The sequence below is a fragment of the Luteimonas sp. A501 genome (assembly GCF_054052085.1).
On the sequence record NZ_JBSVRI010000003.1, the window covers coordinates 229,780 to 242,404 of the forward strand.

A 12,625-nucleotide genomic window follows, 5' to 3' on the forward strand; every position below is an offset into this window, starting at 1 on the left:
CCCGCGTGGCGCCCGCGAGGGTGGTGCCGCGCGCAACGCAGCGTCGCCGGGGCACGGGACGGTTGGATCGCGTTGGTGCACGGACTCCGGTGCGAGTTAGGCTGCAGCTGCCGCATGTCGACGCGAACGGGCAACATCGACCGATGGAAGTGGAACCCTTGGACAGTGGGCGAGGGACGCCCGGCATGAGCGACCGCGGCCATGACGGCCCGGAGGCGGGTGTCGTGCGCTTCCGCCGCGCCTGGTGGTTCGGCGGCACCCTGGTGCTTTGCGTGCTGCTGGCCACGGTGGCCGTCGCCTGGAACGATCTCCGCGTGCGCCGCGACGCGGGCGCGCGCTACCTGCAGGCCCTGGTGGACAGCCATGCCCGCCAGACCGGGCAGCAGATCCGCAGCATCGAGCGCGCGCTGCATGGGCTGGCCGTCGGCCTCGAGGCGCTGGAGGGCGCGGCACCGGAGGCGACGCCTGTGTTCATGGAGGGCGCGATCGACAGGATCGCGCTGGGCCACCGCCGCGTGCTCGGCCTTCGCGTGGAAGCCGGGGCCCCGGCCTTCGCGTCCACGACCGGATCCGAACCCTACCGCCTGCAGTTCGGGCCCGCCGGACCGGATGCCGCGGGCCGCTGGGTCCTGCCGCTGGCGATGCCCTTCCGCCTGGCCGCGGACGACGGCCAGCCGACGCAGTGGCTGCGCGCCGACCTCGACGCCGACGCCTTCACGGAAGTGCTGCAGGAGCATGAGGTCGGTCCCGACGGCGTGTCGTCGCTGCTCGACCAGGACGGCGTGCTCATCGCGCGTTCCGACACCGGCACCCTGCATGCGGGCCTGGATGCCGGCGCGTCGCCGGTGTTCAGGGCGGTGGCCGAGCGGGACGGAGGGCTCGTGACATCGCGCAACCCCCTGGACGGCGTGGAGCGCATGGTCGGCTACCGGCTCATCGGCGACCGGTCGCTGATCGCGACCGTCGGCATGACGCCCGACGCACTGTACGGTGGCTGGCGCGCGTTCGTGGCCACCCTGGCCTCCGGCATGCTGCTGTTGACCACGGCCTGGCTCGTCGGCATGTGGTTCCTGCGCCGGGCCGCGCTGAGGGAGGTGCGGATGCGACGGAGCGTGGCCGCCAGCCGCGACGCGGTGGGCCATCTGCGCGAGCACATGCGCGTCATGCGACGCGCGATCGAAACCTCGGACCAGGGCACGTTCATCCTGGAGGCGCCGCGCAACCAGCTGGTGTACGCCAACGCCGCATTCACCCGCCTGACCGGCGTGGATCCCGGTGATCCGCCGTCCGCCGTGCGCGCGTCGCTCAAGGCGCTGCTCGATCCGGCGGACGTCCGCCGCCTGCGCGGGGCCATGAGGCAGCCCCGCGGTGACGCCCTCGAGGTCACCGACCGCCGCGATCCCCTCGACATCCGCGACCTCGAGATCCGGCTGGCCGCGGTGCTGGATGTCGATGGCGCCGCGGCCAGCCTCGTCGGGGTCGTCGACGACGTCACCCTGCGCAAGCGCGCCGCCGAGGAAGTGGCGTTCCGTGCCAGCCACGACCTGCTGACCGGCCTGGCCAACCGCGACCTGCTGATCGGCTGCATCGACCGGGAGGTGGCCGATACCGAGGGCCGGGTCGCTGTCTGCCACCTCGACCTGGATCGCTTCCAGCTGGTCAACGACAGCCTCGGCCACGGCGTGGGCGACGAATTGCTGATCTCGGTCGCGCGCCGGCTCGAAGCCGCGGCCGGACCCCGGGCCACCGTGGCGCGCCTGGGCGGGGACGAGTTCGGCATCCTGCTTCCCGTCGGGCCGGGCGCCACGGTGCCGGCGCGCGTCGAGGCCCTGCGCCTGGCGGTGGCGGGGACCGTGGACGTGCGCGGCGCCACGCTGCACGTGACGCCCAGCCTCGGCTACAGCTGCTTCCCGGGTGACGGCGTCGATGGCACCGCCCTGCTGCGTGCGGCCAGCCAGGCCGGCGCGCGGGCCAAGCGCCTGGGGCGCAATCGCAGCGTGGGCTACAGGAGCGAGTTCGACTCCCGCGCAGGCGACCGGCTGCGGCTGGTCAAGGAGCTGCACGACGCGCTTGAGCGCGAAGAGTTCGAACTGGCCTTCCAGCTGCAGTTCGACGGCGAAGACCACCCCTGCGGCCTGGAGGCCCTGGTGCGCTGGCGGCATCCGGAGCGCGGCCTCCTCGCGCCGGGGGCCTTCATGGACGCCTGCGAGGACTCCGGGCTGGTGCTCACGCTGGGCCGCTGGGTGCTGCGCGAGGCGATGAGCCGGTGGTGCCTGCTGGACGCGTGCGGCTGGGGCGCACTGCGGATCGGCGTGAACGTGTCGGCGCTGCAGTTCCAGGAGGGACTGGTGCAGGAGGTCGGGCAGCTGCTCGCGGAGTTCGGGCTGCCGCGCGGCAGGCTGGAGCTGGAACTGACCGAGAGCGTGTTGCTGGACAACCCGGCCGAGGCCCGCTCCGCCATGAAGGCGCTCGGCGAGCTGGGCGCCTCGTTGGCCATCGACGACTTCGGCACCGGGTACTCCAGCATGGCCTACCTCAAGGACCTGCCGGTCCAGCGCCTGAAGCTGGACCAGTCCTTCGTCCGCGACCTGGGGCGCGACCCGGAAAGCGAGGCGATCTGCGAGGCCATCCTGCGCATGGCCAAGGGCTTGGGCCTGGGCGTCGTCGCCGAAGGCGTGGAAGCCAGGCACCAGCAGGAATGGCTGCGCAAGCGCGGCTGCGACGCCTTCCAGGGCTACCTGCTTGCGCGGCCCCAGGACTTCGATTCCGTGCTCGAACGCCTGCAGCAGTTCGCCCGCGGCGAAGCCATGGGGCGGGCGCCGGGCCTGGCGTAACATGCGGGCATGGATGTTTCCCACCTGCTCGATGGGCTGAACGACGCCCAGCGCGAAGCCGTGTCCGCGCCCCCCGGCCACTACCTGGTGCTGGCCGGCGCCGGCTCCGGCAAGACCCGCGTGCTCACCCACCGCATCGCCTGGATGAACGAGGTGTTCGGCGTGCCGGTGCACGGCATCTTCGCGGTCACCTTCACCAACAAGGCCGCGGCCGAGATGCGCCACCGCGCCGACGCGCTGCTGCGCAACGGTGCCCGCGGGCTCTGGATCGGCACCTTCCACGGCCTGGCCCACCGCCTGCTGCGCCTGCACTGGCAGGACGCGAAGCTGCCGGAGGCCTTCCAGATCCTGGACTCCGACGACCAACTGCGCCTGGTCAAGCGCGTGGTGCAGCAGCTGGAGCTCGACGAAGCCCGCTTCCCGCCGCGGCAGATCGCCTGGTGGATCAACGCCCAGAAGGACGAGGGCCGGCGCCCGCCGCACATCCAGGACGGCCAGGACGAATGGTCATCGGTGATGCTCAAGGCCTATGCGCTGTACCAGGAGCGCTGCGACCGCGCCGGACTGGTCGACTTCGCCGAGATCCTGCTGCGCGCCCACGAGCTGCTGCGCGACACGCCGGTGCTGCTGGCGCACTACCGCCAGCGTTTCGCCCACCTGCTGGTCGACGAGTTCCAGGACACCAACGCCATCCAGTACGGCTTCATCCGCCTGCTTGCGGGTGACAGCGGGCAGGTGTTCGTGGTCGGCGACGACGACCAGGCCATCTATGGCTGGCGCGGCGCCAAGGTCGAGAACGTGCAGCGCTTCCTGCAGGACTACCCCGGCGCGCGGACGATCCGCCTGGAGCAGAACTACCGCTCCACCGCCGCGATCCTCGACGCCGCCAACGCGGTGATCGCGCACAACCCGGGGCGGATGGGCAAGAAACTCTGGACCGACAGCGGGCAGGGCGATCCGATCGACCTGTTCGCCGCCTACAACGAGATCGACGAGGCCGAATACATCGTCGGCCGCGTCAACGAATGGGTGCGCGACGGCGGCAGCCACGGCGATTGCGCGGTGCTTTACCGCAGCAACGCGCAGTCGCGGATCATCGAGGAAAAGCTGCTGGCCGCGCAGCTGCCGTACCGCGTGTACGGCGGCGTGCGTTTCTTCGAGCGTGCCGAGGTCAAGGACACACTGGCGTACCTGCGCCTGGTCGCCAACCGCGCCGACGACGCGGCCTTCGAGCGCGCGGTCAACACGCCCACCCGCGGCATCGGCGGGCGCACGCTGGACGAAGTGCGCATGCGCGCCCGCGCCGACGGCGTCTCGCTGTGGGAGGCGTCGCTGCGTTGCGCGCAGGGCGCGGGCCTGGCAGGGCGTGCGCGCAACGCGCTGGCCGCCTTCCATGCGCTGATCGACGCGATCGAAGACGAGCTTGGCGACCTGCCGCTGAAGGACAAGATCGACCACGTGCTGCTGCGGTCCGGGCTGCGCGAGCACTATGCGCGCGAATCGAAGGGCAGCCTGGACTCGCGCGTCGACAACCTGGACGAACTGGTCTCGGTCGCCTCGCGCTTCGTGCGCGGCGAGGATGACGAATCGGCCGCGCTGTCCGAGCTGGTCGCGTTCCTCGCCTACGCCGCCCTGGAGGCCGGCGAGGGCCAGGCCCAGGCCGGCGAGGACGGCGTGCAGCTGATGACCCTGCACAGCGCCAAGGGCCTGGAATTCCCGCTGGTGTTCCTGGCGGGGCTGGAGGAGGGCCTGTTCCCGAACGCGCGCTCGATCGAGGAAAGCGGGCGATTGGAGGAGGAGCGCCGGCTGGCCTACGTCGGCATCACCCGCGCGCGCCAGAAGCTGGTGCTCAGCCACGCCGAGACCCGGCGCCTGCACGGCCAGGACATGTACGGCATGCCCTCGCGCTTCCTGCGCGAGATCCCGCCGGCGCTGCTCAACGACGTGCGGCCGAAGGTGGAGGTGTCGCGGCCGCGCTACGCACCGGCGCCGCGGCGCGACTACGGGCACGCGGCGATGGAGGACACGCCGGGCATCGCGGTGGGCCAGGAGGTGGTGCACGCGAGCTTCGGCAACGGCGTGGTCACCGACATCGAGGGTGCCGGCGCGCATGCGCGCGTGCAGGTCAATTTCGACGATGCCGGCAGCAAGTGGCTGGTGCTGGCCTATGCCAAGCTGCAGGCGGTCTGACGGAGTCCCCGCCGCGCCGCGGCCCGGCTAGTCGCGCAGCCGGAAGCCCGGCGACTCGTTGAGCTCGCCGTCGGCCTCCAGCACCGCCCAGCGCTACCCGCGGGGCGTGGCCGGCCGTTCAGGCGGCGCCGCTGAGGTGCTCGAACAGGATCCAGGCGCCGATCGCCATCAGCAGCACGCCGCCTGCGGCCTCGGCGCGCTTGCCGGCGAGTGCGCCCAGCGCGCGCCCGAGCAGGATGCCCAGGGTGACCATCACCAGCGTGGTCAAGCCGATGGTCAGCGCCACGGCGAGGATGTTGATGTCGAGGAAGGCCAGGCCGACGCCGACCGCCATGGCGTCGATGCTGGTGGCGAAGCCGGTGGCGGCCAGCGCCCAGAAGCCGTGGCGTCGCCGTGCGTCGGCCGGGTCCCCGTCGCCGTCGTCGCGCAGCCCGACCCAGGCCATGCGCAGGCCCAGCAGGGTGAGCACGGTGAATGCGATCCAGTGGTCCCACGTGGTCACGTACGGTGCCGCCGTGGTGCCCAGCACCCAGCCCGCCAGCGGCGTCAGGCCTTCGATGACGCCGAAGATCAGCCCGGCGCGCAGCGCGTCGCGCAGGCGCGGCGTACGCATCGCCGCGCCCTTGCCGATGGCCGCGGCAAAGGCGTCGGTCGACATCGCGATGCCGAGCATGAGGATCGAAAGAGGGTGCATGCGGGATCCAGGGTCGGAAGCCGGCTACTCCCCAACGGAACCCGGAATTTTGCCACGCGGCAGGGTGATGCCCATCGACAGGTAGACGCTGGTCAGGACGTCGATGCCGAAATCGGCGGGCTTCACCCAGTCCGATGGTACGTACAGCAGGCCGCCGCCGACCGGGATCGGCGCGGTGGGCACCAGCACGGTCAGGTAGGTGCGGCCGTCGATGTGCACCGGCTCCGGGTTGGGCAGCAGGCCCAGCACCGCCACCCCGTCGCCGCCGAAGAAGCACCACACCGGGCTCATTGCCGCGATGTCGGCCTGCTGGCGGTCGCCGATCACCGAGACGAAGCGTTCGGCCAGCGCGTACACGCTGCCGACCAGGGGAATGCGGCGCATGGTGTTGTCGAGCAGCGCCTTGAACGGCGCCTTGAGCCGCGACTGCACCAGCAGGCCCAGCAGGTAGATCGCGGCGATGGTCAGCAGGGTGCCAAGCAGCCAGGCGACCACGGGATGGGTGGCGAACCAGTCGCCGAACACCGTGAACGAGCGCCCGAACAGGCTGCTGGGGCCGAGGGCGCGGTTGACGATGCCCACCGCCCAGCCCAGCAGCACCAGGGTGAGCACCAGCGGCAGCACCGCGAGCAGGCCGGTCAGCCAGGTTGCGACCATCGGCGGCAGGCGCTTCGACGGGTCGGCAGGTGCCCGATCCTGACCCTGGCCGTGGTGCGGCGGGGTGATCAGTTCCATTCGAACAGTTTGAAGTACACCGGCGACACGCCGTCGCGCTCGCTGTCCACGATGCCGTCGCCGTCGCGGTCGAACAGGTAGTAGGGCGCGCCGCGCGACGGCACGACCTTGAGCGCGCGCAGGCGGCCGTCGACGCGGTACTCGGTGACCACGTCGCCGTTGGCCTCGGTGCGGGTGGCCTCGACCGCGTCGGCCGGGATCACGTCGGCCGGCGCGCCGCTGGTGGCGCAGGCGCCGAGCAGCAGGCTTGCGGCGAGCACGGTGGAGAATGCGGCGGCGGAACGGTTCATGGCGATCTCCCGGGGCTGGCCACGATTATGCGCCAGCGGCACGGGCGAAGCCGGGGACACGTAGAATCCGCGGCATGACGCGACTCGTGCTGATCGATGGTTCCTCCTACCTGTATCGCGCGTTCCACGCGCTGCCGCCGCTGACCAATGCCGATGGCGAGCCCACCGGCGCGCTGTTCGGCGTGGTCAACATGCTGCGGGCGACGCTGAAGGAGCAGCCCGAGCACCTCGCCTTCGTGGTCGATGCGCCCGGCAAGACATTCCGCGACGACATCTACCCGCAGTACAAGGCCAACCGCCCGCCGATGCCCGACGACCTGCGCACGCAGGTGCAGCCGATGTGCGACGTGGTCGAGGCGCTGGGCATCCCGATCCTGCGCGTGCCCGGCGTCGAGGCCGACGACGTCATCGGCACCCTGGCGCTGGCGGCGGTAGGCCAGGGCATGGACGTCACCATCTCCACCGGCGACAAGGACTTCGCCCAGCTGGTGCGTCCGGGCGTGGCGCTGGTGAACACCATGAGCGGCACCCGCACCGATTCCGACGACGCGGTGTTCGCGAAGTTCGGCGTGCGGCCCGACCAGATCATCGACCTGCTGGCGCTGATGGGTGACAGCGTCGACAACATCCCGGGGGTCGAAAAATGCGGGCCGAAGACCGCGGCGAAGTGGCTGGCGGCCTACGACAGCCTCGACGGCGTGATCGCCTCGGCCGGGGAGATCAAGGGCAAGGTCGGCGACAACCTGCGCGCCGCGCTCGACCGGCTGCCGCTGAGCCGCACGCTTGCGACCATCCGCACCGATGTCGCGCTGGACGTGGGTCCGGCCGACCTCGCCCTGCGTGCGCCCGACGCCGACGTCCTGCGCACGCTGTACCAGCGCTACGGGTTCGTGCAGGCCCTGAAGGAGCTCGATGGTGGCAGCGCCAGCGGCGTGGTTCCGGCGCGCGCCTCGATGCCGCGCGCGGGCAGCGGCTTCGTCGCCCCGGCGCCGACGGCGGGCGATGCCGCGCTGGATCCGGCGCTGGCCGCGCCCGGCAGCCACGACCTGGTCCTGGACGTCGAATCACTCGAGGCCTGGATCACGCGCCTGCGCGACGCCGGGCTGTTCGCGCTCGACACCGAGACCGATTCGCTCGACGCGCTGCGCGCCAACCTGGTGGGCATGAGCTTCAGCTGCGAGCCGGGCCAGGCCGCCTACCTGCCACTGGCGCACGACTATCCCGGCGCGCCGGCGCAGCTCGACCGCGCCCGGGCGCTGGAGATGCTGCGCCCGTTGCTTGAAGACGCCGCGGTGCGCAAGGTCGGGCAGAACGGCAAGTACGACCTGCACGTCCTGCGCCGCCACGGCATCGACGTGGCCGGATACGCAGAGGACACGCTGCTGGAGAGCTTCGTGCTCGACGCCGGGCGTGCGCGCCACGACATGGATTCGATGGCCCGGCGCGAGCTGGGCTACCAGACCACCGCATACGCCGACGTGGCCGGGAAGGGTGCCAAGCAGATCCCGTTCTCCCAGGTCGCCCTCGACGACGCCACCGCCTATGCCGCCGAGGATGCCGACGTCACCCTGCGCCTGCACCGCGTGCTGTCGGCGCGGCTGGACGCCGAGCCCTCGCTGGCGGCCGTGTACCGCGACATCGAGATGCCGCTGGTGCAGGTGCTCGCGCGCGTGGAGGCCAACGGCGTGCTGCTCGACGCCGACGGACTGCGCGCCCAGGGCGCGGGGCTGGGGCGTCGCATGCTGGAGCTGCAGCAGCGCGCCACCGGGCTTGCCGGCCGCACGTTCAACCTCGATTCGCCCAAGCAGGTCTGCGCCCTGCTGTACGACGAGCTCAAACTGCCGATGCTGGTGAAGACGCCCAAGGGCCAGCCCTCGGCCAACGAGGAGGCGCTGGAGGCCATCGCCGACCTGCACGAGCTGCCGCGGGTGATCCTGGACTACCGCAGCCTGGCCAAGCTGCGCGGCACCTACACCGACAAGCTGCCGGAGATGGTCAACCCGGAGACCGGCCGCCTGCACACCAGCTACCAGCAGGCCGGCGCCGCCACCGGCCGCCTGGCGTCGAGCGACCCCAATCTGCAGAACATCCCGATCCGCACCGAGGACGGCCGCCGCATCCGCACCGCCTTCGTGGCGCCGCCGGGGCGGAAGATCGTGGCCTGCGACTACTCGCAGATCGAACTCCGGATCATGGCCCACATCTCGCAGGACGCCGGCCTGGTGGCGGCGTTCGAGGCCGGCGCCGACATCCACCGCGCCACCGCGGCGGAGGTCTTCGGCCGCGCGATCGACCAGGTCAGCGGCGACGAGCGCCGCGCCGCCAAGGCGATCAACTTCGGCCTGATGTACGGCATGGGCGCGTTCGGCCTGGCGCGCAACCTGGGCATCGGCCGCGCCGAGGCGCAGGACTACATCGCGCTGTATTTCTCGCGCTATCCGGGCGTGCGCGACTTCATGGAGCGCACCCGCGTGCAGGCGCGGGAGCAGGGCTACGTAGAAACCGTCTTCGGCCGCCGCCTGTACCTCGAATACATCAGCCGTGGCACCCAGCCGCAGCGCGCCGGCGCCGAGCGCGCTGCGATCAATGCGCCGATGCAGGGCACCGCCGCCGACATCATCAAGCGCGCGATGGTGTCGGTGGACGCCTGGCTCGCGCCGCACCGCGACCGCGCGCGGATGATCCTGCAGGTGCACGACGAACTGGTGTTCGAAGTCGACGCCGGGTTCGTCGAAACCCTGCTTTCCGAAGTGGTCGCGCGCATGACCGGCGCCGCCAGCCTGCGGGTGCCGCTGGTGGTCGACAGCGGGGTCGGCGACAACTGGGAACAGGCGCATTGACCCATTCAGGAGGCGGCCGGGGGCCGCTTCGGAGGCTGCCACGGAAGCGCCGCCGACGCGTGCGCAGGCTGCCGGTAAACGCCCGCTGAATCCAACAAGAACTTAACCCCTGTCTTCACGAACCATCCATGTGCGGAGTGGTCATATAGCCCGTGACAGATGCAAGGTCTGTCGCAGATCACCTCCCCTCCCCTGGAGTTGATCGACCGGAACGAAGGCTTCTCCCCGAGCCCCGTTCTCCAGCCCCGCCGGCCCCCCCTGCCTGCGGGGCTTTTTATTGGTTCTTTTCCCAACTGCTCCGTTCTGGTCCGCGCCGCCCGTCCCGCTCACAGGGGGTGCGCTCCCCCGGCCTGTCCGCGGCCTGCTCCCAAGCCGGCCGCCGGCCATCTTGGCCGGCAGCAGGCATCGCACCACGGCGCCGCCAAGCGTCCGTGCGGGCCGTGCGGCGGCGTTCGCCTGGGTTAGCCTGTCGGGACCCATCGCATGCCGGAAGGGCGGACATGAGCGCGAACGAGCACCTGGCCCTGGTTGCCGACATCGGAGGCACCAACGCCCGCTTCGCCCTGTGCGACCCGGCGGCGGCCGTGCCGCGGCTGCTGCAGCCGCAGCGGCTGCGCAACGCCGGGTTCGCCAGCCTGCAGCACGCCGCGGAGCACTACCTGGCGCAGGTCGGGCTGCGCCCGCGGCGCGCGGCGATCGCGCTCGCCTGCCCGGTCGACGGCGACGAAATGCGCCTGACCAACCGCGCCTGGTCGTTCAACAGGCACGAGCTGCGCGAATCGCTCGGGCTCCGGGAGTTGCGCCTGGTCAACGATTTCGGCGCCATCGCACGCGCCGTCCCCGTGCTCGCAGCCGGGCAGCGCGCGTTCCTGCACGGGCCGGTGGACCCGCCCCTGCGCGGCCCGGTCAGCGTGTTGGGACCCGGCACCGGCTTCGGCGTGAGCCTGCTCGTGGAGCGCGCTGGCGGCGGCTGGCAGGTGGTGGAAACCGAGGGCGGGCACGTCGGATTCGCCCCGCTGGATGAGGAAGAGCGCGCGCTGGCCGACCGGGCGACGGCACGCCACGGTCGCGCGTCCTGGGAGCGGCTGCTGTCGGGAGCGGGACTGTCCATGATCGACGCGGTGCTGCGCGAGCGTGCGGGTGGGCCGCCGGGCCCGCCGCGTGAGCCGGCCCAGGTCGTGGCCGCGGCGCTGGACGGCCATGACGCGGCCGCCCGCCGCGCGCTGGCCCGCTTCTGCGCCATCCTCGGCAGCGTCGCGGGCGACGTGGCCCTGCTGCACGGCGCGCGCACGGTGGTCATCGCCGGCGGGATCGTGCCGCGCTTCCTGCCTTTCCTCCGGAGCAGCGCGTTCCGCGAACGCTTCCTCGCCAAGGGACGCTTTGCCGCCTGGCTGGAGCCGGTGTCGGTCCAGGTCGTGACGCATCCCGATCCCGGGCTGCTGGGTGCAGCGGTGGCACTTCGCGACACGGACGCGGCGTGCGGCGGCGGAGTGGCGTCGGCGCACTGACGCAGCCTCCCTCCCGGGACGTGTCCGCGGCATCTTCACGACACGGCAGGCTGAATGATGGAATTCCCTTCGGAGCCATCGCCATGTCCGACCTGTTCGAACTCGCAATGCCGTGGTGGGAGTTCATCCTGCGCGCGGTGATCGTCTACTTCATCCTGCTGGCGATGCTGCGTCTGGCGGGCAAGCGTACCGTCGGCCAGTTCACGCCGTTCGACATGCTGGTGGTCGTGCTGCTCGGCACGGCGGTGCAGAACTCGCTGATCGGCGAGGATTTCTCGCTCCTGGGCGGCCTGATCCTTGCCATGACGCTGATCACCTGCAACTGGCTGGTCGGCTTCCTGACCGCGCGCAGTCCGCGCCTGGACCGGCTGGTGGAAGGCAGCCCGGTGCTGCTGGCGCGTGACGGCGAACTGTTCAAGCAGGCCTTGCGCAAGCAGAACCTGAACCAGCTGGACGTGGACGAAGCCGTGCGCGACAGCGGCCTGGACGGCCTTGCCGACGTCGGGCTGATGACCCTGGAGGTGGACGGCACCCTGACCATCGTTCCGCGCAAGGACGCCAAGGGCTGAGCCTCAGTCGAGCTCCGCCAGCCAGTCGCGCGGCCGCAGGTAGTCGGCCAGCCGCGCTTCGGCGCTCCCGGGCTCCGGCTGGTAGCCGTATTCCCAGCGCGCCAGCGGCGGCATGCTCATCAGGATCGATTCGCTGCGGCCGCCGGACTGCAGGCCGAAGTGGGTGCCGCGGTCCCAGACCAGGTTGAACTCGACGTAGCGGCCGCGGCGGTAGAGCTGGAACTCGCGCTCGCGCTCGTCGTACTGCATGGCGCGACGGCGTTCGACGATCGGCAGCCAGGCGTCGAGGAAGCCGTCGCCGACGGCGCGGGTATAGGCGAAGTCGCGCTCGAAGTCCCCGGCCAGGTCGTCGTAGAACAGGCCGCCGACGCCGCGGGTCTCGTCGCGGTGCTTCAGGAAGAAGTACTCGTCGCACCAGGCCTTGTGCGCGTCGTAGCGCGCCTGGCCGCCGAAGGGTTCGCACAGGGCGCGCGCGGTGCGGTGCCAGTGCAGCACGTCCTCGTCGAAGGGGTAGAAGGGCGTGAGGTCGAAGCCGCCGCCGAACCACGAGGCCACGGTCTCGCCGTCGCGCTCGGCGCGGAAGTGGCGGACGTTGGCGTGGGTGGTGGGCAGGTAGGGATTGCGCGGGTGGAACACCAGCGAGACGCCGACCGCGCGCCAGGAGGCGCCGGTGAGCTGCGGCCGCGAGGCGGTCGCCGACGGTGGCAGGGCGCTGCCGGAGACGTCAGAAAAGCCGATGCCGGCCTGCTCGAACACCGCGCCCTCGCGCAGGATGCGGGTGCGTCCGCCACCGGACAGGCCGCCGGCAGCACTGTCGTCGGCGCGCGTCCAGGCGTCCTCGTGGAAGCGGGCGCCGCCGTCGGCGGCCTCGATGGCCGCACAGATGCGGTCCTGCAGGTCGGTGAGATAGCCGCGGACGGCGTCGAAATCGTTCATGCGGCAATTGTAAGGCGACCAACATCGCC

Annotated in this window: 9 protein-coding genes; 5 read left to right on the plus strand and 4 right to left on the minus strand. The window is 71.4% G+C overall.

The window, feature by feature from the left end; genetic code table 11:
• Nucleotides 1–185 precede the first annotated feature (185 nt).
• Both ACW7G5_RS10695 and uvrD read left to right on the plus strand, forming a co-directional pair.
• A complete protein-coding gene (locus ACW7G5_RS10695; protein ID WP_457004353.1) occupies nt 186–2,834 on the plus strand; it encodes a bifunctional diguanylate cyclase/phosphodiesterase in 2,649 nt (882 codons plus the stop codon).
• Nucleotides 2,835–2,843: 9 nt separating this feature from the next.
• Complete coding sequence (uvrD, locus tag ACW7G5_RS10700; protein ID WP_457004355.1) at nt 2,844–5,024, plus strand: DNA helicase II; 2,181 nt, start codon at nt 2,844–2,846, stop codon at nt 5,022–5,024.
• A gap of 118 nt (nt 5,025–5,142) precedes the next feature.
• Here uvrD and ACW7G5_RS10705 read toward each other — a convergent pair whose 3' ends face one another.
• From ACW7G5_RS10705 to ACW7G5_RS10715, 3 genes are read right to left on the minus strand one after another with little or no spacing between them, the layout of a single operon-like run.
• Nucleotides 5,143–5,718, minus strand: a complete 576-nt coding sequence (locus tag ACW7G5_RS10705; RefSeq protein ID WP_457004357.1) for a manganese efflux pump MntP — start codon at nt 5,716–5,718, stop codon at nt 5,143–5,145.
• Between the two features lie 24 nt (nt 5,719–5,742).
• On the minus strand, nt 5,743–6,453 hold the full coding sequence (locus tag ACW7G5_RS10710) for a DUF502 domain-containing protein (protein ID WP_457004359.1): 711 nt from the start codon (nt 6,451–6,453) through the stop codon (nt 5,743–5,745).
• Entirely contained in the window at nt 6,444–6,743 is a 300-nt protein-coding gene (locus ACW7G5_RS10715; RefSeq protein ID WP_457004360.1) for a DUF2782 domain-containing protein, read from the minus strand. The genes ACW7G5_RS10710 and ACW7G5_RS10715 overlap by 10 nt, the downstream gene beginning before the upstream one ends.
• Before the next feature lie 74 nt (nt 6,744–6,817).
• Between ACW7G5_RS10715 and polA the strand changes: the two genes are divergently transcribed.
• The 3 genes from polA (at nt 6,818) to ACW7G5_RS10730 (ending at nt 11,660) form a co-directional block, all read left to right on the plus strand.
• A complete protein-coding gene (polA, locus tag ACW7G5_RS10720; protein WP_457004362.1) occupies nt 6,818–9,583 on the plus strand; it encodes a DNA polymerase I in 2,766 nt (921 codons plus the stop codon).
• A gap of 500 nt (nt 9,584–10,083) precedes the next feature.
• A complete protein-coding gene (gene glk, locus ACW7G5_RS10725) occupies nt 10,084–11,091 on the plus strand; it encodes a glucokinase (RefSeq protein WP_457004364.1) in 1,008 nt (335 codons plus the stop codon).
• A gap of 83 nt (nt 11,092–11,174) precedes the next feature.
• On the plus strand, nt 11,175–11,660 hold the full coding sequence (locus ACW7G5_RS10730; protein ID WP_457004366.1) for a DUF421 domain-containing protein: 486 nt from the start codon (nt 11,175–11,177) through the stop codon (nt 11,658–11,660).
• Nucleotides 11,661–11,663: 3 nt separating this feature from the next.
• Here ACW7G5_RS10730 and hemF read toward each other — a convergent pair whose 3' ends face one another.
• The gene (hemF, locus tag ACW7G5_RS10735) at nt 11,664–12,596 is read right to left on the minus strand and encodes an oxygen-dependent coproporphyrinogen oxidase (protein WP_457004368.1); all 933 of its coding nucleotides are present in this window, start codon (nt 12,594–12,596) and stop codon (nt 11,664–11,666) included.
• Between the last annotated feature and the right edge of the window lie 29 nt (nt 12,597–12,625).